Raw genomic sequence first — 21,205 nt, forward strand, 5'->3', positions numbered from 1 at the left:
GCCGGTCACAGCGCCCCTGCCGCCTTGAGGTCGAGGTAGGCATCGACGATCCGTCCGGGCAGCAGCGTCGGCACGGCGTCGACGACGGTCGCACCGCCGGTCTGCAGGACCCGCGCGGTTCGGCGCCGTGTGGCCTCCGCCTCGACAGCCGCGGCCATCCGGTAGGCGGCCGTGGGATCACGAGGTGCGTCGACGGCCCACGATCCGACCGAGGGGTCGGCGGGTGCGGCGACGAGCACGAGGTGTCGTCGACCGAGCAGTGGCAGCGCCGGGGCCAGGGACTCGTGGACCGGACCGGCGGCGAGGTCGGTCAGCACCACGACCAGCGCGCGGCGACGGTAGCGGGCGAGCGCCTCGCCGAACGCGCCGCGGTAGTCCGGTTCCACGAGCTCTGGTTCGATGTCGGCGAGGGCCTGTACCAGCCGCGTCATCTGGGCGTTGCCCCCTCGCGGCGGCAGCGTGCCGGTGACCACATCGGAGAAGGTCACCAGCCCGACGCGGTCGCCGAGGCCCGTGGCGATGCGGGTCAGCGCCATGGCGGCGTCCATCGCGTGCTCCAGGCGGGGGGCACGTCCCAGCAGCTCCGGGCCGTCGTGGCGATCGTCGATCGGTCGTCGGCCCATGCGTCCGGCCATGGTCCGCCCGTGGTCGAGCAGGATCAGGACGTGCTGGTTCCGCTCGGCACGGTAGGTCCGCACGATCGGCCGCAGGGCCCTGGCGGTGGCGGCCCAGTCGATGCGACGGGTCTCGTCATCGGGGGTGTAGTCGCGCAACGACTCGAAGTCGGTGCCCTGGCCGCGCAGGCGGACCGTCCGGACGCCCTCGCTGAGGCGCAACGCCCGATGCAGCCGGAGCTCGGTCTCCTGGCGGCTGGGGAAGGCGGGGTGGACCCGGACCCGCGTGTGCACGGGCAGGCTGCGCTGGCGGTCGACCAGCCCGAGCGGGCCGCGCGATCGGACGGTGATCGTCGCCAGGTCGTGCACGCCGCGCCGAGCCGGCCGCACGGTCCCGTCAGCATGCACCCGCGCACCGGCCGGCACCACGAGGCGGGCCCGCCGATCGACCGCACGCAGGCTCTCGGGCAGGGCGTCGGCCAGGTGCACCCGTGCACGTCGGCGAGTGGGGTTGGTGACCACCCATCGCAGGCGCGCATCGGTGTCGATGACCAGCACCGGATCCACCTCGCGCTGGACCTCCATCCGGCGGGGCGACACCGCGAGGACGACGTCGACGACGACCGCGACGAGGACGGCCACGTTGCCCAGCACCCAGACGCCCGCGCCCCACGTGCCCATCGGCAGCACGACGAGACCCACCGCGAGGAGGGCCGCCGGCAGCCGTCGGGTGGGGATCACCGGGGAACGGGTACCGCGGCGAGGATTCCCCGCAGGACGGAGTCGGCATCGCCGCCCTCCAGCTCCACGTCGGGGCGGACCTGCACGCGGTGGCGGAGCGCCGGCATCGCCATCGCCTTGACGTCGTCGGGGGTGACGAAGTCGCGTCCGGTCAGCCACGCCCAGGCCTTCGCGGCCTTGAGCAGCATGGTCGACCCGCGAGGGCTGATGCCGAGCACGAGGGAGGGGGACTGCCGGCTCGCCGTGGCGATGTCGACGATGTAGCCGAGCACCGCCGGGTCGGTGCGGATGGCCTGGATGCCCGCGCGGGCGGCAGCGAGGTCGTCGGGGCCGGCGACCGGCCGGATGCCGGAGGCGCGCACGTCGTGGGGGTTCATGCCGGCGTCGTGGCGGCGCAGCACCTCGTGCTCGTCCTCGACCGCGGGATAGCCCACCACGAGCTTGAACAGGAACCGGTCGAGCTGCGCCTCGGGGAGGGGGTAGGTGCCCTCGTACTCCACCGGGTTCTGGGTGGCGACGACGAGGAAGGGGTCGGGCAGCTCGCGGGGTGCCCCCTCGACGGTGACGCGCCGCTCCTCCATCGCCTCCAGCAGCGCCGACTGGGTGCGCGGTGGGGTGCGGTTGATCTCGTCGGCCAGCAGCAGGTTGGTGAACACCGGCCCCTCGCGGAACCTGAACGCACCCTGCAGGGATGTGGCGTCGGCGTCGTAGACGCTCTGGCCGAGCACGTCGGAGGGCATCAGGTCCGGGGTGAACTGCACGCGTGTCTGCTGCAGGTCCAGCGCTGCGGCCATCGACGCGACCACGAGGGTCTTGGCGGTTCCGGGCACCCCCTCCAGCAGCACGTGGCCGCCGACGAGCAGGGCGGTCAGCAGGCCGCTCACGGTCCCGTGCTGGCCCACGACGGTCTTGGCCACTTCGTCGCGTACGGCAACGATGGCGGTTCTTGGATCACTCACGGTCCGGGCTCCTGTTGGGCACGAGGTCGTCGGTCGGGGGTCGGTTGGCGTCCACCCGGTGCAGGGCGCGACGCAGGGCAGCGGTCCGGCGGGCGAGGTCGACCAGCTCGTCGTCGGTTCGGGGCAGCGGTCCACCGAGGGCCCGCCGCAGGTCGTCGGCCGGCAGGCGGGTCCGGTCGGCCACGAGGACGATCAGCTCCTCGCCGTGCACGTCCTCGGGGATGCCGAGCCGGCTGTGCAGCTCGACGAGCGCCTGCTGTCGCAGGACGGCGCCGGCGTCGCCAGCCCGGCCGGCGCGCTGCAGGAGGTGGCCGGTGGACACGGTCGTCTCGGAGGCGTCGACCCTGATGGGCGGATCCTCCCATACCGGTCGGCCGTGCCGGGGCGCCCGCCACCAGAGGACCGCCAGCCACAACAACGGGATCTGCAGCAGCGCGACCTGCACCTGCTCGGGCAGCACGTCCAGCAGGCCGTCCTCACCGCGAGCGACCGGGTCGTCGCCCCTGATCACCCGGACGGCACCGCCGTCGACGGGTTGGAGGAGGTTGACCAGCAGGACCGCGTTGTCGGCGGCGTCGAGCAGGTCGTTGGTCAGGGTGAAGGGGCCTCCGAGGCTGACGATGTGCCCCCGGCCGACCTGTTCGGTCACCATCCAGTGGCCGTCGTTGCGGGGGAAGCACCCGGAGGCCCCGGCGGGCAGCGTGAAGACGATCCCGTCGGCGACGCTCACCCGGTCGACGTCGGCGACGGCGGGGTCGTCGCACGCCGGTTCGATCGTGGGTTCGGTGAAGGCGATGCTGGTGACCCCGCCCAGCCCCGGGGCCAGCGCCGACAGGGGGTCGGCCACGACGAGGGTGCCGCCGTCGTCGACCCAGCCGCGAACCGCGTCCCGCTGCATGTCGGTCATCTGGTCGAGGATCACCAGGGCCGTCTCGTGGGCCGCTGTCGGCACGCCGTCGGTGACCTCGACGTCGGCCCCGACCTCCTCCAGCACGTCGAGGATGCCCCTGACGCCAGCGGGCCCGGTCGAGTCGGGATCCAGCGGCGGCCCGTCGCCACGCCGGGGCCCGATCGCCACGACGGCGAGCACCACGAGGACGACCGCGCCGAGGATCCCCCAACGACGGCGGGTCATGCCCTCCCCCCGTCGCCCACCGGGGCTGCCAACGACCCGGCGGCAACGACTGCGGCCTGTGCGTCGAGCCCCTCCTGCAGGTCCTCGGCGGTGACCGTGCGACGGCCGTACCAGGCTGCCTCGAACAGGCGGGTCAGCCCGTCGAAGGCCGACCCGGCTGAGGGAAGGGCGTCGGCGAGCTCCGCGGCGTACTCCCCGGTGGTACGGCCGGGGATCTCCTCCAGCAGGCCAGCCCCGGCGAGCAGGGCGACGGTCTCGCGATACCGGCATCGCAGCGCATCGCGGTAACGGCCCGCGGCGGCGTGCTCGGCAGCCTCCGTCCCCCAGTCGCGAGCAGGACGTCCGGTCGGCCCGTCCACGACCGGATCGACGGTGTGGCCGCGACGGAACCGGCTGAGGGTGCGCCACACCACCAACGCGATGGCGACGACCAGCACCGCGAGCACCAGGCTGCCCACCCAGGACCCGTCGCCGCCCTGGCCAGCAAGGCGCAGCAACAGCCGCCCGAGCTGCTCCATCACCGCATCGAAGAGCCGGTCCAGCAACGAGTCGCCGCTGGCGGCCTGGCGGTACTCGGGCCGCGCGAGCACCTCCTCCACGGCCCGGCGGACCTCCTCCGCGGAGGCCTGTGCCAGCAGCGGCGTCACGGCTGCCCCCGCCGGTTGCGGGCCCGTTGCACGAGGTCGTGGCCCTCGAGTCGGGCACGGGAGTCCATGAACATCAGCGTCGCGGTGTGGGCGGTGAGCGGTCCCTGGATCAGGCCCGAGGTGATCGCCGCGATGGCCAGCAGCACCCACGCCCAGCCGAATCCACCGATGAAGCCGATGACCTCCGGCACGCCGCTGATCAGGGTGGCGATCAGGGCGATGACGAACGTCGTGCCGATGACCACCCCTCCGGTTGCGGCGTAGCGACGGCGGGTCAGCGCCACCGACCGCCGGATCGCCTGGACCGGGCCGAGCCCCTCGATCACGACCGCCGGGGCGACCCGCACGAAGAACGGCATCAGCAGGGCGGAGAGCAGCAGGACGGGGGCAGCGGCCGCGGCGGCGGCGACCTCGGCACCGGCAAGGGCAAGCAGGGCGAGCGGGGCCACCGGCACCAGGTAGGCCAGGACGTGCAGCCACCAGGCACCCAGCAGCGCCGGACCACGCTGACGCCAGGTGCGGACGATCACGCCCGCGGATGGCTGGCCACCGTCGATCACCCGGCTGGCGAGCGCGATCCAGCCGCCCGCGAGCAACGGCAGGACGGTGCCCTGGACCAGCACCAGCCCGATCACGGCGGCGGTTGGGTCCCCGCCCTCCCCCAGCAGCGCCGCAGCCGCCTCGGGATCCTCCAGCAGCCCACCGAGCCCGCCGGTCAGGACGGAGTCCCGCTGGACGAAGGCCACCAGCAGGTGGAGGGGCACCAACACCGCCAAGGACATCCCGACGATGACCCGGCGAGACGCTCGGTACAGCTGGAACGCCCCGTCGAGGATGTCGGTGAACCCCAACGGCCCGCTGGGAAGGTGTGGTTCGACCGGACGGGCTCCGGCGTTCCCGACGGGGGAACCGCCGACCGGACCACGGTCGCGTTCCATCGCCGCGGCCACGGATCCGGTGGCGGGCGCGCTGGAGGACTCGGGTGGGACGAAGACGGGCGGAGCGACGGCAGCGCGCGACGGGGTCGTGTCGCCCCTGTCCCCTGCTGCCTGCCAGTCCTCACCCATGTGGACGGCAGCCTAGTGCCCGGGGGGTGGAGGGGGTGTCTGCCCGACCTGCGCGTCCGCGTCGGGCGGCGGCATCGCGTCGTCCTGTGTGCCGGGGGTGTCGACCAGCGCGGGTGGAGGCCCTGCGCCTGGGTCGTCGGGATCGGGGGTGATGTGGGCGTGGGCGCACTGCAGCGCGTCCATTGCCGCCGCGACCCTGGCGAGGTGCTGCTCGACGGCAGCACGGTCGTAGCCGACCGGTGCGAGCGGGAAGTCGGTGCGGGTGATGTCGGCGGTGGTGGGGATCCCGTTCCACGGCCGCAGGACCGGCGCCGGTTCGGCCGGGACCTCCTCGGCGTACAGCGCCCACAGCAGGAGGCCAGTCAGCACGACGACCACCGGGATGACCACGATCATGGCTGCGGACCCTACCCTGCTGCGGCCGCTCGGGGCCCGTCGGAGGGGTGGACGACCGGAGGAGTCACAGGCCCTGGATCTCGCCGCCGTCGACGGGCAGGACCACGCCGGTCACGAAGCTTGCGCGTTCGCTTGCGAGGAACGTCGCGGCGGCGCCGAACTCCTCCGGACGACCCACCCGTCCGAGCGGGATGTTGGCGGCCATCGCCTCGAGGCCGGCCTCGACGTCGTCGCCGGCGAGCTGCTCCAGCCGTGCCGTGCGCGTCGACCCCGGCGCCAGCACGTTGACGGTGATGTTGCCCGCGCCGAGGTCGGCGACGAGGGACTTGGCGTAACCGAGGATGCCGGCCCGCGCGGTGTTGGACAGGGCCAGCCCGGGGATCGGCTGCTTCACCGACTTGGAGGTGACGAACAGGATCCGTCCCCAGCCCGCTCGGCGGAGGTGCGGCAGCGCGGCCTGCACCAGGTTGATCTGGCTCAGCAGGCTCAGCTCGACCGCGGCGCGGTAGTCGGCGACGTCGAAGGCCGTGGCCATCCCCTGCGGGGGGCCGCCGGCGTTGGCGACCAAGATGTGCAGCGCGCCGAGCTGGGCGGCCAGCTCGTCGATCCAGGCGGTCGCGGCGTCGTGGTCGGTGACGTCGACCGTCGCCACGTGGTCGACCCGATCGCCGATCGCGTCGCCCCGGTCGGCGCTGCGGCCACAGACGGCCACGGTCGCCCCCTCGGCGCGCAGGGCTTCGGCGGTCGCCAGGCCCAGGCCGGACGTGCCGCCGGCGATGGCGGCCACTCGGCCGCGGAGTCCCATGTCCATCGGTGTGCCGTCCTCGTCTTCTGTGGTTCGGTGGTCTCGGGTGAGGTCTGGTGGTCAGGGTTGCAGATCGAGGTCCGGGTCGCGCTCGAAGGGGATCTCGTCGCAGGCCGGACCATCGGGCGGCCGGACCTCCTCCACCTGCCATTCGGCTCGTCCCGCGGTGAGCGAGGCGAAGTCCACGACCACGTCGCCGTCGTTCTCCACGGTGAGGGTGAAGCGGTCCAGGGATCGTGGTGAGGGTCCCTCGGCGAGCTGTCCGTGCTGGTCCCAGCGCGAGCCGGTGGAGTTTGCCCCGAACCACCCGCTGGAGGGACACCAGGCCACCCCGAGGCGCCCGTACTCCTCGGGCAACGGGCCGTTGGTGTTGAAGGCGTGCAGGAGGCCGTCGAACTCGGTGATCCAGGCGCAGGGGTTGTTGTCGTTCAGGCAGACCCGGCGAGGACGCTCGGCGACGGCGTCACGAACGGCCTCGACGTGGCCGATCACGACCGTGGTGGCGCCGGAGGGCTGAAGGCCCTGGAAGAACACCGCGCCGATGACGAGGATGGCCGCTGCGGCGAGGGCCGGGATCGCCAGGCGGAGGATGCGGACCTTCGGGTCGTCGGGATTGGGCCCCGGGCCGCGCGACTGGACGAGGTTGCGCTTGCGATCGACGTCGTCCTGCTCGGTCCCGCGATCGGGGAACCGGGGGTCGAAGGCGTCGATCGGCTGCTCGTCGGGCACCCCGTCGAGTCTAGGCGGACGTGGTCATCGGTCCTGCCGCCACTCGTGCTCGAGGATGCCGTAGAGGTACATGTCGTGGCGCTTGCCGTCGCGCTGCAGGTACTCGCGGTGGGTGCCCTCGCGCACGAAGCCGAGCCCCTCGTAGCAGGCGATCGCCCGGGTGTTGAAGGCGAACACACCCATCTCGACGCGGTGCAGGTTCATGTCGTCGAACGCGAAGGCCAGCAGCAGCCGTACGGCGTCGGTCCCGTAGCCGTGTCCCCAGTGCCCCGGGTCGGGCAGCGACATGCCCAGCTGTGCCACCCGGTTGCTGGCGTCGATGCTGGAGAGGGTGATCGTTCCCAGCAGCGTCGAGGCGTCGTCGAGCAGCCGGATCGCGAACACCCGGACGTCGTCATCGGTCACCCGACTGGTCCACCACTCGCGCTGGTTGGCTTCCGACCACGGGAACGCGGGGTCGGAGTCCCCCAGCCGGGCGGCGCGGGTGTCGTCGGCGAGGTCGACGAGCCGGTCGATGTCGGCGTTGCGGACCATGCCGAGCCGAACGAGCGAGCCGGTCAGGCGGTCGGTGGGCTGCATGTCCGGCAGCGTAGTCGGGCGCCGTCCGCACTACAGTCGGCCCACGCCGAACCCGTCGGAGGTCCCGTGTCAAAGCCCAGCAAGTTCGTGTTCGTCTGCATCAACGAGCGCGACCCCGAACACCCCCGCCCGTCGTGTTACCCGCTCGGCGGCGCCGACATCTTCAACGCGCTGCGTGAGGAGCAGGGCCGTCGTCGCAACGACGATGTCAAGGTCGTCGCCGCGCTGTGCCTGGAGGCCTGCCGCGTCGGCCCCGTCGTGGGCGTCTACCCCGACGACGTCTACTACGGCGGCGTCACCGAAGCCGACGTCCCCGGCATCATGGACCACCTCGAGGGCGGCGACCCGGTCAACTTCCTGCAGATCGGCGAGGACGACTTCCGCTACAAGGGCTGACCGAGGACACGAACCGCGCCGAAGGCGCCTGGTGAGGCCCGGAGGGCAGCCCCGGGGGTTCGAAAGGGGGCGGAGCGTGCGGAGCCCCCTTGGGCAAACAGGGCTGACCGAGGACACGAACCGCGCAGGCTTCCCGACGGATCTTGACCCAGCCCCGGACGGATTTTGACCCGCCGAATGGGGCGACGCCCGAACGCGCTGGACGTGCATTGGCGGAAGTCGACCCGCCCGGTGCCCGGACCCAGCGCCAGTGGGTCAAAATCCGTTGGGCAGGCCCAGGTCCGGTCGGCTGGGGCGTGGACCGGTGAACCTGGGTTCAGGTGGTCTCGGGGTCGGCCGGGGGGAGGCCGGCGAGGCCGGTCCAGAGGACGCGGACGAGGTGGCGGGACAGCTGGTCACGGCTCATCTGCTCGCCCTCGCTCCTGCGGGCCAGCCACCAGTCCCCCGCCGCCTGGACCATGCCGATCATCCCGTGGGCGAAGGCCTCGGCGCCGGCGGTCGAGCGGCCGAAGCGGTCCAGCTCGGCGGTCACCACGTCGGTGACCTTGCCGGCCAGCCGGTGGGTGAACCGGCTGAGGTGCTCGATGACGTCCGGGGACTCCACCGGCGCTCGCTGGACGAGGAACTCATAGATTTCTGGCTCGGACTCGATGAAGGCCAGGTAGGCGGTGATGGTCCGGTCGAGCATCCCTCGCGGGTCGCTCTCCTCGGTCGGTTCGACGTCGAGGATGTCCTGCAGCCGTTGGACGTAGCGATCGGCCAGGGCCCCGGCCAGATCGCCCTTGTCGCTGATGAACCGGTAGAGGACGGGCTTGGTCACCCCTGCAGCCGCGGCCACGTCAGCCATGGTGACCGCCGGCCCGGCCTCCCGGATCGCGGCGTCGGCCGCGTCGAGGAACTCGGCTCGGCGACGCGCTCGGCGTTCCTCGGTGGCGGCGGTGCGGCTCGGCATGTCCGCAGATGATACCACCGGTAACACCCAACTCTTCGGTTCTGCCGCTCCGCACGACGGGCAGACCCTAGGCTCCACGACCGATGGGCATCCCTCCGGTCGACCCCGCCAACCCGCTCCGCGGCCCGCGCTGGCTCGCCGAACCCTACGCGCGCTTCGGCCGAACCCCGATGGGTCGGTGGCTGGGCATCAACGTCCTGACCCCGGTCGACCCGTACCTGCTGCGGTGGAGCGGTGGCCGGGCGTCGATCTTCGGGATCTACCGCCACGTGCAGCTCACCGTCCCCGGCCGCACGTCGGGGGTCCCCCGAACCGTGCAGCTGATCTACTTCACCGAGGACGAGGACGTCGTGCTGATGGCGTCGTCGTTCGGCCGACCGGACTACCCGGCCTGGTACCGCAACGTGCTCGCCCACCCGACGGTGACGCTGACCACCGACGGCGAGTCCCACCCCTACGTCGCACGCGAGGTCGAGGGTGAGGAACGTGACGAGCTGTTCGACAAGGCGACGACCATGTACGCCGGGTTCGCCGACTACCAGCGCCTGATTGACGAGGCCGGCCGCCACCTGCCGATCATCCGCTGCGCCCCCGTCGACGCAGGCTGAACCCGGGACCCGGAGTCGGAAAGAGGAATACGGCCGCGCGTGACGAACCTTCCGCACGACCCTCCTCCTCCAACACCTCGGAGCCCCCCGTGCGCACGACCGCCATTCGCCTCCTGCTCCTGCTCGTCATCGCCCTCGTGGCCGCCGTCCCCGCCGGGGCCGACGACGACGTCCTGCAGCCGTGCGCGACCAGCAACCCGCTCATCACCCTCGCCGGCGAGAGCCACACGCCCGACACGCCGCTGGAACCCCTCTTCGGGCAGACGACCGTCACGTTCACCGTCGACCTCGCCGGCAACCCGGTCGACGACACCAAGGCCAACGTCAGCCTGTACCTGACCTGGGACGACGAGGTCAGCGACTTCGACATGGCCATCGGCGACGACGGCACCTACGGCACGACGGTCCTCGACGGGCCGAGCGAATCGCTGACGGTCAGCAACGCCGGCCACTGCTCGACCATCACGCTGGACATCCTGAACTTCGCCGGCAACCCGCTGGCGACCCTCGCCCTGGCCACCGACGCCAGCTGACCCAGGGGCCAGCCCGGCCCCTCACACGCGGACCGAGCGGTCCTCCTTGAACGTCTCGAGGACCACGGCGGACTCGACGTGGGCCAGGCCGGGCAGGCCCGACACCTCGTCCTCCAGCAGCTCGCGGTACCCGGCGACGTCGGGGACGCGGATCTTCAGCATGAAGTCGGCGGTGCCGGTCAGGTAGTGGCACTCCGCCACGGCGTCCACGTCGGCGATGGCATCCCGGAAGGCGTGCACGGCCTCGCGACCGTGGTGGTCGAGGCGGATCAGCAGCAGGACGGTCATGCCGTAGCCCAGGGGCTCGGGGTCCAGGTCGGCGCGGTAGCCGCGGATGATCCCGGCGTCCTCCAGCCGTCGCGTCCGCTCCAGCGTGGCCGGCGGGGTCAACCCCACCTCCCTGGCCACCGCCGCGTTGGACATGCGGGCGTTCGCCTGCAACAGCTCGAGGATCCGGCGGTCGATCTCGTCCAGCCGGGGTTGTGCGATCGATTCCAGTGTTCCCATACCGCTTTCCACTTGTTAGGCTGGAGGCCAGTCCTGCTTGCCAATCATAAAGGAGATCACGGGAATGACCGCAGACCTCATGCCCCTGCTCGGGTACCACCACATCGAGTACTACGTGGGGAACGCCAAGCAGGCCATGCACTACTACCGCACGGCCTTCGGGTTCACGCCGGTTGCCTACGCGGGTCCCGAGACCGGCCAGCGTGACAAGGCGTCCTGGGTCATGCGCCAGGGCGACATCACCTGGGTCATGTCCGCTGGCCTCGGCCCGGACTCCGAGATCTGCCAGCACCAGCTGGCCCACGGCGACGGGGTGAAGGACGTTGCGCTGCAGGTGCCCGACGCCGAGACCGCCCACCGCGTGGCCCTCGAGCGCGGCGCCGAGAGCGTCATGGCCCCCACGGTCATGGAGGACGAGCACGGCAAGGTCGTCATCGCGAAGATCAAGGCCTATGGCGACACCGTCCACAGCTTCGTGGACCGTTCCAACTACTCCGGCGTCTTCCTGCCCGGCTACCAGCCGCTGGCCCACGAGGCCACCGACGGCAGCGGCACCAAGACCCCGCTGTACGCCCCGGAGGGCACCGACATCGGCCTGCGCTTCGTCGACCACGTCGTGGCCAACACCCACCTCGGCGGCATGGACGACCTGGCCGGCTTCTACAGCCGCATCATGGGCTTCACCCAGCTCAAGCACTTCGACGACGAAGCCATCTCCACGGAGTACTCCGCGCTGATGAGCAAGGTGCTGTGGGACGGCGAGGGTCGCATCAAGCTGCCGATCAACGAGCCGGCCGAGGGCAAGAAGAAGTCCCAGATCGAGGAGTACCTGGACTACTACGGCACCTCCGGTGTCCAGCACCTCGCCCTGCACACCGATGACATCGTCGAGACCGTCAAGGCCCTGCGCGCGAACGGCGTCCGCTTCATGCGCGTGCCGGACACCTACTACGCCGAGCAGCAGGAGAAGCTGGACTGGGACGAGATCGCCGAGCCGATCGAGGCCCTGGCCGAGCAGAACATCCTCATCGACACCGACGAGGAGGGCTACCTGCTGCAGATCTTCACCGAGCCGGTCCAGGACCGCCCCACGGTCTTCTACGAGATCATCGAGCGGCACGGCGCCAAGGGCTTCGGCGAGGGCAACTTCAAGGCCCTGTTCGAGGCGATCGAACGCGAGCAGGACCTCCGCGGCAACCTGTAGCGAGCGTCCCAGCTGTCTCTGCCCGGCGGATCATCCGCCGGGCAGCGTGCGTTCCATGAACGCTGACAGGACCCGATCGGCCCGACCTTCCGCGATCCGCCGTGCCTCGGCCGGGTCGTCGTGGCGCTCGACCGCTTCGGCGTAGAACTTCAGCTTCGGTTCGGTCCCGCTGGGCCGGACCATGACGCGGGTGCCGTCGGCGCCGACGTAACGCAGCAGCGGGGTGGCCGGCAGGTCGATCTCGTCGAACGAACCGTCGCTGCGGGTCACGATGCCGGCGTCGTGGTCCCAGACCTCGACGATCTCCTCGCCCTCGAGGTCGGTCGGGGGCCGCTGCCGCAGCCCGTCGAGCGCCTGCTGGACCAGGTCGTCCTCGCCGTCGTCGAGCAGCACCGATCGTCCCAGGGTCATGTGGGCGCCGTAGGCCCCCACCATGTCGTCCAGCACGTCGCCGACCGTCCGGCCCTGTGCCCTGGTCCGTGCGGCGAGGTCGGCCACGCACAGCGCCGCAGAGATCCCGTCCTTGTCCCGCACGAGGTCGCCGACGGTCACACCGAGGGCCTGCTCGTAGGCGAGCACCATCCGGGCGTCCTCCAGCTCCTCCGCGGCCAGGGACAGCCACTTGAAGCCGGTGAGGGTCTCCCGGTAGATCGCGTCGTGGGCGGCCGCGATGCGTGCCAGCAACGACGACGACACGACGGTGGTCCCCACGGCCGGACGCAACCCACCGGTCATGCGGCCGTTGGACAGCAGGTCCTCGGCCAGCAGCGTCCCGATCTCGTCGCCGTTGAGCAGCTCCCACTCACCGTCCCGCCGGATGCCGACGGCGATCCGGTCGCCGTCGGGGTCGTTGGCCAGGATCAGGTCGGCGTCGACCTCGGTGGCCATGGCGATGGCGAGGTCCATCGCCCCCGGCTCCTCGGGGTTGGGGAAGTCGACGGTCGGGAACGCCGGGTCGGGCTCGGCCTGCTCGGGCACCACGTGCAGGTCGGTGAAGCCGGCGTCGCGCAGGACACGGCTGCAGAGGTGACCGGCCACGCCGTGCATCGGGGTGTAGACGATCCGCAGGTCGCGTGGACCGTCGGGGTCGATCAGCCCCACCACGGCGGCCGCGTAGTGGTCGACCACGTCGGTGGGAGCGCGCCAGATCAGCTCGTCGTCCGCCGGGGCCAGCGGCACGCTGCCGAGGGACCCGACGGCGTCGATCGCCTGGGAGATCTCGGTGTCCAGCGGCGGGACGATCTGGCGGCCGGCGGGCCCGTAGACCTTGTAGCCGTTGTCGGTGGGCGGGTTGTGGCTGGCGGTGATCATCACCCCGGCCGCGGCCTCGAGGTAGCGAACCGCGAACGCCACGACCGGCGTGGGCACGACCTCGGCGAACGTCCACACACCGAGGCCCGCGCCGGCGAGGACCCGCACGGTGTCGGCCTCGAAGGCGTCGCTCTTGTGGCGGGCGTCCCGGCCGACGACGACCCCTCTCGCCCCGGCGCCTGCGGCGGCGTTCAGGCGATCGGCCAGGCCCGCGGTGACCCGGCGGACCATGGCGCGGTTCATGCGGTTGGGGCCGGCCCCGATCGCGCCCCGCATGCCGGCGGTGCCGAACTCGAGGCGGTCGCCGAACCGGTCCTCCAGGCCCGGCAGGTCATCGAGGTCCAGCAGCCGCTGGAGCTCCTCGCGCGTGTCGGGGTCGGGGTCCTCGGCCAGCCAGGCACGTGCCTGCTCGCGGTGATCCATCACGCCGTCGTGGGGAGTCGAAGCCATCGATCCGCACCCTAGAGCACCCAGCGGTGGTCGGAGTCGTTCAGGCGTCTCGCGGCGGTGCGGGCAGGGGGTGCACGACGATCTCGCGGAACGGCGGCCGCGGGAGCGCCAGGGACGGCTCGTCCGGCGTCGTCTCGGCGGGTGGCTCGTCGGCCTCGACGCGCCGGCCGGTCGCGGGGGCGCCGGCTGCGTCGGGCCGTGTCGCGCCGACGGGCGGGATGGCCGATGGCGTCGCCATCGAGCCGTCGGACGTGGAGGCGTCCGGCACCGACGGGTCGGGCACGGACGGGCTCGTCGCGGGTCGGTCCGGGGCGACGGGGACCGGCGACACCGGTTCGACCGGTTTCGGGGCCGGGGGTGCGGCTGGAGGCGGTGCTGTGCCTGTGGGCTGGCTGCCCTCCGTCGGGCGGATCTCGGGGGCCGGCGCGGAGCCGGCCGTCCCGGGCACGCGTGGAGATGGCGCGGGCGATCGCAACACCTGCGCCTCGCCGGGCACCCGCGGGCCGCCGACGTCTCTTCGGGCGATGTGCACCGGCGCCGGGGCGACGGCGCGGGCCGACGACGGCTCGTCGTCGACGGGCGTTTCCGCAAGTACGCCTGCGACGGGCTCGTCGGGGCTGGCCACCTCGTCGGCCTGATCGTCGGCCTGGTCGTGGGCCTCGTCGTCCGATTCGTCGTCGGACTCGTCCGGGTCACGGGTGACGATCCGTTGCGCCATCAGCTCCGCGATGCGCGCGCGTCCGCCCTCGCGGGACGTGGGAGGGGAGGACTCGGCCGGCTCGTCGGACTCGGCCGGCTCGGCCTCGTGCGGCGACGCCGGTTCGTCGGGCGGGGTTCGCTCGACCGGCGGGGCTGGCTCAACGGTCGGCTCGACGGGCTCGACCGGCTCGGCTGGTTCGGACGGCTCGTCGGGCTCGGTTGGCTCGACGGGCGGGGCCGGGCGGGCGGGTTCGGTGGGTTGGCTCGACGATTCCGACGGCCGTGACGGTGTGGCCGTGCGCGTCTGGCGTCCGCCACGCACGAGCTCGAGCAGGTCGGGGTCGTCGGCGTCCTCGGGGCGGACCGTGACCGGGCGGGGCAGGGCCGGGGGCGGGTACTTGTGGCCGATCCCCGTGTCGAAGACCACGACCCGTTCGTTGGCGGCGAGCCACCCCTCGTCGGCCAGGCTGGCCACGGCAGCCAGCGCGGCGGCGGTCTCGGGTGAGACGTAGCCCACGCCTCTGCGGCCAGCCAGGCGCTGGACCGCGTCGATCTCCTGCTCGGGCACGGCGACCGCGGTGCCCTCCGACTCGCGCAGCGCGGACAGGATCAGCCGATCACCGATCGCCGACGGCACCCGCAGCCCGCTGGCCCGTGTCGACGGGTCGGCCCACGGCTCGGCGGTCTCTGCGCCGGTCGCAAAGGCCCGCACGATCGGGGCGCACCCCTGCGCCTGCACGCTGACCATGCGGGGACGCCCCGCGCCGGCGAGGCCGAGCGCCTCGAGCTCGTCGAAGGCCTTCCACATGCCGACCAGGCCCGTGCCGCCACCCGTCGGGTAGACGATGACGTCGGGCATGGTCCAGCCGAGCTGCTCGACCAGCTCCAGCCCCATCGTCTTCTTGCCCTCGACGCGGTAGGGCTCCTTCATGGTGGAGACGTCGAAGGCGCCGGTCCGTTCGGCGATCGCCCGGGCCACCCGACCGCAGTCGGTGATGAACCCCTCGACCAGCGCGACGGCAGCGCCGCACATCTGTGCTTCGACGAGGTTGGACTCGGGCACGTCGGCCGGCATCACGACGGTCACGGGCAGCCCCGCCGCCGCACCGTAGGCCGCCAGGGCACCGCCGGCGTTGCCGGCGGATGGTGCGATCAGGGACCGCGCGCCGAGCTCCCGAGCCCTCGAGACGGCAGCCGCCATGCCGCGGGCCTTGAACGATCCGGTTGGCTGCTGGCCCTCGGCCTTCAGCAGCAGGTGGTCGAGTCCCAGCGCGGGGCCGAGGCGCGCGGCGGGCAACAGCGGGGTCGACCCCTCCCCCAGGTGCACCCGATGCCGCGCGTCCCTGACGGGCAGCAGCTCTCGCCACCGCCACATGCCGGGCCCGTGCCGTTCGGCGAGCGATCGCGGGGTCAGCGTGCGCGCGGCCCGGTCCAGGTCGTACCGTGCAAGCAACGGTGCGCCATCGACGGGATCGACGCGCTGAAGCACGTCCGCGTCATAGCGTGCCCCGCTGCGCGAACCCTCGAGAAAGCTGAGGCTGGACTCCACGATGGCTGAGGATAGGACGTCATGACGACGGATCCGGTGAGCGAGCGCCGTCGCTACGGCGACGATGGCCTCGAAGCGGACGATCTCCAGGCCGATCCGATCGCCCAGCTGCAGGCCTGGCTGCACCACGCGGGCACGTCCGACCAGGGCGTGGAGGCGAGCGCGATGACCCTCGCCACCGTCGATCGGGAAGGCCGCCCTGCTGCCCGGACGGTGCTCCTCCGCCGGATCAAGAACGGCCGCCTGTACTTCTACACCTCCTACGGATCGCGCAAGGCCCGGCACCTCGACGACAACGCCAACGTCGCCCTGCTGTTCCGATGGGCCAACCCCGCCCGACAGGTGGAGGTCCTCGGCTCCGCCGTCCGCGCCACCGCCGCGGAGTCCGACGCCTACTTCGCCTCGCGTCCTCGGGGATCGCAGCTCGGCGCGCACGCCTCCCCCCAGTCCGCTCCGATCGAGAGCCGCCGGGTCCTCGACGAGCGGCTGGCCGAGATCGAGGCCATGGTGGGGACCGGCGAGGTGCCTCGGCCCGAGGGCTGGGGCGGCTACGTGGTCACGCCGCGGCGATTCGAGTTCTGGCAGGGCCGGGACGACCGCCTCCACGACCGCTTCGTGTACGAGTTCGAGCGGGGTGCGTGGCGCATCTCGCGGCTGGCGCCCTGACGCAGGTGCTCCGCCATTGCGGAACCGAAACGCTGTGATCCGGTAAAGGTCTGTGCCCCAGTGGCCGAGACCACCTTGTGTACGTACGCCTACGTAGTCACAAGTCACCATGCGTCGTCCCGTCCCCGCCGTTCGGGGCGCGCACCACCCGCGAGGGAGAATCCATCGTGTCCCGTCTCACCGCCGCCATCATGTGCGTCCTGCTGCTGGCCGTCGCCGCCCCAGCCAGCGCCCAGGACCCAACCGCCTCCATCGCCGACGCCCGCGGGCTGTCGTCCGATGTCGACCTGCTCGGCACGGAGGTGTTGCCGCTCGAGGGCCTGCCGAGCGTGATGGCCTTCTCTGCCGGCACCGAGCCGGTCGAGGCCAACGACGTCCTCGTCCCCGTGCCCGCATCGCCGCTGGTGGGTGCCGCGGTGATCGACGTCGCCGCCACGGCCGGCCCCGACGGTGCGGCCACGGCCGACAGCGAGGTCGCCGATGTCGTGCTGCTGGAGATCCCCGGCGTCGGCGCGGTCATCGAGGTCGGTGCCGTCCGCGCCGCCGTCTCCCTGGACTGCGACGGCGTGGCCACCACGTCCACGACCATCGACCGGCTGCGGATCCTCGGCCAGGACGTCCCGCTGTCCGACGTGATCCCGGCCAACCTGGCCATCCCCGTCGAGGTGCCGCTCCCGCTGGACCCGCTGGGCCTGGCCGAGCCCCTCGAGGTCGCCACCCTCGTCCTCAACGAGGTCGTCGCCGACACCGACCGCCACGGGGTCAGCGTGTCCGGCATCCACCTCTACGTGGGTGACACCCTCGCGTCCCTGCCCCTGCTGGGCCTGGACGAACTCGCCAACGTCGACGTCGCCGTCGCGAGCGCCCACGCCTCCTCCACCTGCGCCACCGTCGCCGACGAGGTCCCCGACTCCGCGGTCGCGGTCACCGTCGACCCGGGCGAGGCCGACGCCGATGGCATCGTCGGCGTCGACATCACCCTGACCAACCGCACCGAGGGCGTCGCCACCGTCACCGAGGTCCTGGCGTCCCTGCCCCCGGGCACGGTCGTGGTCAGCACCTCCGAGGAGCTGTTCGGCGCTGCCGAGGGCCTCGAGGACAACCCCTTCCGCGCCGACGTCGACATCGCGCTCGCCGCTGGTGAGTCCATCACCGGCACCGTGTTCGTCCGACTGCCCGTCGACGGCAACCCCGCCCTGGACGTCGCCGTCACCTCCACCGAGGGCCCCGGCCGCAGCGGCACCGTCGTGCTGCCCGAGCGTGTCGCCGTCGACGACGACCCCGACGACGATGGCCTGACCAACGACGAGGAGGACGAGGAGGGCACCGACCCGGTCGACCCCGACACCGACGACGACGGCCTCACCGACGGCGAAGAGGTCAACGACCACGGCACCGACCCGACCGATCCCGACACCGACGACGACGGCCTCACCGACGGCGAGGAAGTCAACGACCACGGCACCGACCCGACCGATCCCGACACCGACGACGACGGCCTCACCGACGGCGAGGAAGTCAACGACCACGGCACCGACCCCCTCGACCCCGACACCGACGACGGTGGGACCAGCGACGGCGTCGAGGTCATGGACGGCACCGAACCGGTCTCCACGCCGGAGGACGACGCCGCCAACCGGGTGGACGGTGCTGACCGGGTCGAGACCTCCGTCGAGGTGTCCTCCTCCGGGCTGGACAGCGCAGCTGCAGCGGTCCTCGCCCGCAGCGACGTGTTCGCCGACGCGCTGACCGCGTCCTCGCTTGCTGCCGAGGTCGAGGGTCCGATCCTGCTGACCTCGCCCGGGACCCTCGACGGCCGCGTGGCCGACGAGCTCGACCGCCTGGGTGTCGAGACCATCTACATGGTCGGCGGCACCGCTGCCCTGTCCACCGGGATCGAGGAGGAGCTTCGGGCCGACGGCTACGACATCCGCCGCATCGAGGGTCCCAGCCGCTTCGACACCGCCGTCGCGATCGCCCAGGAGGTCGTCGGCCTCGGCGGCCCCGTGGACACCGTGACGTTCACCCGCCACGACGAGTTCCCCGACGCGATGTCGGCGGCCAACCTGGCGACCTGGGGCCGTTCCCCCATCCTCCTGTCCACCCGTGACGACGTCCCCGACGTCTCCATGGAGGCGCTGTCCACCCTGCTGGCCGAGGACGCCGATGCGCTGACGCTGGCCGGTGGCGTCGCAGCCCTGTCCCCCGCCGTCGAGGCCGAGCTGCTGGCCGCGGGCCAGACGACCCGACGCATCGCAGGCACGGACCGCTACAGCACCTCCGTGGCCTTCGTCGAGGAAGCCACCGACCTCGGCGCGGACCTGGTGCGCACCTGGGTCGCGTCCGGCCTGGACTTCCCCGACGCCCTGGCAGCCGGCGTGGCCGCCTGGAACGACGGCGGTGCGCTGGTGCTGGTGCACGGCCAGGACCTCGACGCGAGCCCCGCCTCGGGTACCTACCTGCGGAGCAACGCCGAGGACATCGACCGCGTGGTCATCGTCGGTGGCGAGGCCGCGATCTCCCGCACGGTCGAGCGCCAGATCGTCGAGGCGATCGGCGACTGACGCCGGGGCCGGTCCCCGGTCCACGGACCCGACAGGTGGTCGATGCAGTCAGCTGGCTGCGTCGACCACCCGTTGTCGTGTCGCCAGGACGCCGCTCGACTGGATCGTTGCGCCCCCCGGCCCCGGCGCGATGGCGATGGGCAACCCGAGCGGCGAGGCCGCGAGGCCATCCACCCAGGCGTCGTCGTCCCACCCGTCGATCACCGTCATCCCGGCCGCGTCAGCCAGCAGAAGGTCCCGGATCGCCTCGGCGGTCTCGCGCCGGTCCATGCCGCCGGCGCGCGTCGGCGTCACCCCTGTCGTCGCCGCCACCGCCTCCTCGAGGTCCATCGACAGGGCCGCCGGGCCACCGAGGAGCACGATCGTCGTCGGCTGCAGCGCAGCGAGGTGTGCGGCGACAGCAGGGTGCAGGACCTCACCGGAGGTCAGCAGCAGCGGCACACCCAGCCTCGCGGCCGCCACGCCACCCGCGACCGCATCGACCCACCCGTCGGCGGAGGCCAGCAGCACCGTGTCGGACTCCGCCAGCGACGGCCGTGACGCCACGGCCAGGGCGGTCTCGATCCGGGACGGTCCGGACACCCGCACGGGCATCCACCCACCTGCCTCCAGCTCGTCGACAACCAGCTGCGGGAGCACCTGTTCCCCGCCGAGCAGGACGACCTCCGACCCCCGTGGCAGCACACGGGAGAGCTCGCGCCGGGTGGCCGCCGGGATGCCCCCGTGGCCGGCCAGGAGGAGCGGCACGTCGGGGCCCACGAGGCCGGTCCCGGACAACGCGTCGGCCCATCCATCGTCGCTGACCAGCACCGCACTGGTGGCCCGCCCGTCGCCGATCGCCGTTGCGGCCAGCGACGCCGCACGTTCGGCCCGGCCCCATCCGAGGATTCGCCGCGGACCCAGGTCGACCAGGGCCGCGGCCAGGTCGAGCGCCCCGGCGCCGGTCCGCTCGTCCCATCCCCGCCGCCCGACGTCCACCGTGCTGTCCACCAGCCGTTGGATCGCCGAGTCCGGCGACAGCGGCCCGGCCGTCGTGTGCGGTGCCACGCTGAGCAGGTGGGCCAGCGCCCCGACGACGAACGGTGCCGCGAAGGACCCCCCGTTGACGACGGTGTGCCCACCGCCCGGGGCCGTCGTGAACACGCGTGTCCCGGGAGCCGACAGGTCCACCCAATCACCGTGGCTGCCGAAGGTCGTCCCGGCGAGCGATTCCTCGAGCGGGGCGACACCGACCACCCCTTCGACCGCGGCGGGATACATGGTGGCGTTGCCGTCCGACCCGTGGTTGCCGGCCGAGGCCACGACCACGACTCCCTCCTCCATCGCGATGCGGACGGCGTGGCGGAGGACCGGCGCGTCGACGTCGGTCGTCAACGAGATGTTGATCACGTCGACGCCGCGATCGACCGCCCAGAGGATCCCCTCGGCCACATCGCTGGCCCAGGCACCTCCGTCGGGATCGACGACCTTCACCGACACGATGTCCACTGCATCGGCCAGGCCGGCCATGCCCGTGCCGTCATCGGCCCGGGCCGCGATGATCCCTGCCACCGCGGTCCCGTGGCCGAGGGTGTCATGCCCCCAGTCGGTGCCGAACACCGACCAACCGTCCACCACCGCCCCGGCCAGCTCGGGGTGGGCTGCGTCCACCCCCGAGTCGACGACGGCGACCGTGATGCCCGCGCCTCGCTCACCCCCGAGGAGGACCTCCTCCCCGATCACGTCGAGCCCCCACTGGTGCACCCGGTAGGGGTCAGCCCGGTCGACGGCATCGACGAACAGGCGCGGATCGGGCAGGGCTTGGGCCGTGTCGGGGCCGGCCCCCTCGATCCGCACGACCCGCGCGTCGTCGACGTGCGGCTCGACGAACGCCGCCCGCACGTGGGACGTGGTGTCCTGAGCTGGTCCTTCGGTCGTGGCGGCGGCCGGCGCGGCCACCAGCAGGACGGCCACGACGAGAAGGACGAGCCCGCAGCACGATCCCCCGGACCATCCCCCTCGCCGCGTTGGGCTCATGGGGCGCAACGTACGCAGCGCACCTCGACTCGTGAACCAGTCTCACGGTGAGTGGTTGAGGTTCAGCCCAGAGTCATG

At 72.4% G+C, this 21,205-nt stretch carries 20 protein-coding genes; 6 read left to right on the forward strand and 14 right to left on the reverse strand.

The window, feature by feature from the left end; genetic code table 11:
• Positions 1 to 5: 5 nt before the first annotated feature.
• From DVS28_RS18650 to DVS28_RS18690, 9 genes are all read right to left on the reverse strand, one after another.
• Complete coding sequence (locus DVS28_RS18650) at positions 6 to 1,355, reverse strand: DUF58 domain-containing protein (RefSeq protein ID WP_114592809.1); 1,350 nt, start codon at positions 1,353 to 1,355, stop codon at positions 6 to 8.
• Complete coding sequence (locus DVS28_RS18655; RefSeq protein WP_216826141.1) at positions 1,352 to 2,314, reverse strand: AAA family ATPase; 963 nt, start codon at positions 2,312 to 2,314, stop codon at positions 1,352 to 1,354. Before DVS28_RS18655 ends, DVS28_RS18650 begins: the two co-directional genes overlap by 4 nt.
• Positions 2,307 to 3,449 (reverse strand): DUF4350 domain-containing protein, encoded by a 1,143-nt coding sequence (locus DVS28_RS18660; protein WP_114592810.1) that lies wholly within the window; start codon positions 3,447 to 3,449, stop codon positions 2,307 to 2,309. Before DVS28_RS18660 ends, DVS28_RS18655 begins: the two co-directional genes overlap by 8 nt.
• Entirely contained in the window at positions 3,446 to 4,096 is a 651-nt protein-coding gene (locus DVS28_RS18665; RefSeq protein ID WP_114592811.1) for a DUF4129 domain-containing protein, read from the reverse strand. Before DVS28_RS18665 ends, DVS28_RS18660 begins: the two co-directional genes overlap by 4 nt.
• The gene (locus tag DVS28_RS18670) at positions 4,093 to 5,163 is read right to left on the reverse strand and encodes a DUF7847 domain-containing protein (protein ID WP_114592812.1); all 1,071 of its coding nucleotides are present in this window, start codon (positions 5,161 to 5,163) and stop codon (positions 4,093 to 4,095) included. Before DVS28_RS18670 ends, DVS28_RS18665 begins: the two co-directional genes overlap by 4 nt.
• Before the next feature lie 12 nt (positions 5,164 to 5,175).
• Entirely contained in the window at positions 5,176 to 5,559 is a 384-nt protein-coding gene (locus tag DVS28_RS18675; protein WP_114592813.1) for a DivIVA domain-containing protein, read from the reverse strand.
• Positions 5,560 to 5,623: 64 nt separating this feature from the next.
• A complete protein-coding gene (locus DVS28_RS18680; RefSeq protein WP_114592814.1) occupies positions 5,624 to 6,370 on the reverse strand; it encodes an SDR family NAD(P)-dependent oxidoreductase in 747 nt (248 codons plus the stop codon).
• Positions 6,371 to 6,424: 54 nt separating this feature from the next.
• Positions 6,425 to 7,093, reverse strand: a complete 669-nt coding sequence (locus DVS28_RS18685; RefSeq protein ID WP_114592815.1) for a hypothetical protein — start codon at positions 7,091 to 7,093, stop codon at positions 6,425 to 6,427.
• Between the two features lie 24 nt (positions 7,094 to 7,117).
• Entirely contained in the window at positions 7,118 to 7,672 is a 555-nt protein-coding gene (locus DVS28_RS18690) for a GNAT family N-acetyltransferase (protein ID WP_114592816.1), read from the reverse strand.
• A 66-nt stretch (positions 7,673 to 7,738) separates the two neighbouring features.
• Between DVS28_RS18690 and DVS28_RS18695 the strand changes: the two genes are divergently transcribed.
• A complete protein-coding gene (locus tag DVS28_RS18695) occupies positions 7,739 to 8,068 on the forward strand; it encodes a (2Fe-2S) ferredoxin domain-containing protein (RefSeq protein WP_114592817.1) in 330 nt (109 codons plus the stop codon).
• Between the two features lie 316 nt (positions 8,069 to 8,384).
• On the opposite strand, the gene DVS28_RS18700 is transcribed toward DVS28_RS18695, so the two are convergent.
• Positions 8,385 to 9,020: a TetR family transcriptional regulator gene (locus tag DVS28_RS18700; protein ID WP_114592818.1), complete on the reverse strand. Its 636-nt coding sequence runs from the start codon at positions 9,018 to 9,020 to the stop codon at positions 8,385 to 8,387.
• Between the two features lie 83 nt (positions 9,021 to 9,103).
• On the opposite strand from DVS28_RS18700, the gene DVS28_RS18705 reads away from it, so the two are divergent.
• Positions 9,104 to 9,628 carry a nitroreductase/quinone reductase family protein gene (locus DVS28_RS18705; protein ID WP_114592819.1) on the forward strand — a complete coding sequence of 175 codons (525 nt, stop codon included), beginning with the start codon at positions 9,104 to 9,106 and terminating at the stop codon, positions 9,626 to 9,628.
• Positions 9,629 to 9,717: 89 nt separating this feature from the next.
• Positions 9,718 to 10,161: a hypothetical protein gene (locus DVS28_RS18710; protein WP_114592820.1), complete on the forward strand. Its 444-nt coding sequence runs from the start codon at positions 9,718 to 9,720 to the stop codon at positions 10,159 to 10,161.
• 21 nt (positions 10,162 to 10,182) lie between these two features.
• Here the strand turns inward: DVS28_RS18710 and DVS28_RS18715 are convergent, their stop codons facing one another.
• Complete coding sequence (locus DVS28_RS18715; protein WP_114592821.1) at positions 10,183 to 10,668, reverse strand: Lrp/AsnC family transcriptional regulator; 486 nt, start codon at positions 10,666 to 10,668, stop codon at positions 10,183 to 10,185.
• Between the two features lie 64 nt (positions 10,669 to 10,732).
• Here DVS28_RS18715 and hppD point away from each other — a divergent pair, with 64 nt between their 5' ends.
• Complete coding sequence (hppD, locus tag DVS28_RS18720) at positions 10,733 to 11,872, forward strand: 4-hydroxyphenylpyruvate dioxygenase (RefSeq protein WP_114592822.1); 1,140 nt, start codon at positions 10,733 to 10,735, stop codon at positions 11,870 to 11,872.
• A 30-nt stretch (positions 11,873 to 11,902) separates the two neighbouring features.
• Here hppD and DVS28_RS18725 read toward each other — a convergent pair whose 3' ends face one another.
• On the reverse strand, positions 11,903 to 13,633 hold the full coding sequence (locus DVS28_RS18725; protein ID WP_216826142.1) for a phospho-sugar mutase: 1,731 nt from the start codon (positions 13,631 to 13,633) through the stop codon (positions 11,903 to 11,905).
• A 40-nt stretch (positions 13,634 to 13,673) separates the two neighbouring features.
• The gene (locus DVS28_RS18730) at positions 13,674 to 15,881 is read right to left on the reverse strand and encodes a threonine synthase (protein WP_174236212.1); all 2,208 of its coding nucleotides are present in this window, start codon (positions 15,879 to 15,881) and stop codon (positions 13,674 to 13,676) included.
• Positions 15,882 to 15,902: 21 nt separating this feature from the next.
• Between DVS28_RS18730 and pdxH the strand changes: the two genes are divergently transcribed.
• Together pdxH and DVS28_RS18740 are read left to right on the forward strand one after the other, a co-directional pair.
• A complete protein-coding gene (gene pdxH / locus DVS28_RS18735) occupies positions 15,903 to 16,547 on the forward strand; it encodes a pyridoxamine 5'-phosphate oxidase (RefSeq protein ID WP_114592824.1) in 645 nt (214 codons plus the stop codon).
• A 167-nt stretch (positions 16,548 to 16,714) separates the two neighbouring features.
• Positions 16,715 to 19,111: a cell wall-binding repeat-containing protein gene (locus DVS28_RS18740; RefSeq protein ID WP_114592825.1), complete on the forward strand. Its 2,397-nt coding sequence runs from the start codon at positions 16,715 to 16,717 to the stop codon at positions 19,109 to 19,111.
• A gap of 48 nt (positions 19,112 to 19,159) precedes the next feature.
• Here DVS28_RS18740 and DVS28_RS18745 read toward each other — a convergent pair whose 3' ends face one another.
• On the reverse strand, positions 19,160 to 21,127 hold the full coding sequence (locus DVS28_RS18745) for a S8 family serine peptidase (protein WP_114592826.1): 1,968 nt from the start codon (positions 21,125 to 21,127) through the stop codon (positions 19,160 to 19,162).
• Positions 21,128 to 21,205 lie beyond the last annotated feature (78 nt).

Source organism: Euzebya pacifica, from assembly GCF_003344865.1.
Lineage (GTDB): Bacteria > Actinomycetota > Nitriliruptoria > Euzebyales > Euzebyaceae > Euzebya > Euzebya pacifica.

Excerpts from the sequence above, each read along its gene's own strand:
- DVS28_RS18725 (WP_216826142.1), bottom strand. The coding sequence starts at position 13,633 with ATGGCTTCGACTCCCCACGACGGCGTGATGGATCACCGCGAGCAGGCA.
- pdxH (WP_114592824.1), top strand. The coding sequence starts at position 15,903 with ATGACGACGGATCCGGTGAGCGAGCGCCGTCGCTACGGCGACGATGGC.
- DVS28_RS18670 (WP_114592812.1), bottom strand. The coding sequence starts at position 5,163 with ATGGGTGAGGACTGGCAGGCAGCAGGGGACAGGGGCGACACGACCCCG.
- DVS28_RS18680 (WP_114592814.1), bottom strand. The coding sequence starts at position 6,370 with ATGGACATGGGACTCCGCGGCCGAGTGGCCGCCATCGCCGGCGGCACG.
- DVS28_RS18690 (WP_114592816.1), bottom strand. The coding sequence starts at position 7,672 with ATGCAGCCCACCGACCGCCTGACCGGCTCGCTCGTTCGGCTCGGCATG.
- hppD (WP_114592822.1), top strand. The coding sequence starts at position 10,733 with ATGACCGCAGACCTCATGCCCCTGCTCGGGTACCACCACATCGAGTAC.
- DVS28_RS18715 (WP_114592821.1), bottom strand. The coding sequence starts at position 10,668 with ATGGGAACACTGGAATCGATCGCACAACCCCGGCTGGACGAGATCGAC.
- DVS28_RS18660 (WP_114592810.1), bottom strand. The coding sequence starts at position 3,449 with ATGACCCGCCGTCGTTGGGGGATCCTCGGCGCGGTCGTCCTCGTGGTG.
- DVS28_RS18705 (WP_114592819.1), top strand. The coding sequence starts at position 9,104 with ATGGGCATCCCTCCGGTCGACCCCGCCAACCCGCTCCGCGGCCCGCGC.
- DVS28_RS18745 (WP_114592826.1), bottom strand. The coding sequence starts at position 21,127 with ATGAGCCCAACGCGGCGAGGGGGATGGTCCGGGGGATCGTGCTGCGGG.
- DVS28_RS18675 (WP_114592813.1), bottom strand. The coding sequence starts at position 5,559 with ATGATCGTGGTCATCCCGGTGGTCGTCGTGCTGACTGGCCTCCTGCTG.
- DVS28_RS18700 (WP_114592818.1), bottom strand. The coding sequence starts at position 9,020 with ATGCCGAGCCGCACCGCCGCCACCGAGGAACGCCGAGCGCGTCGCCGA.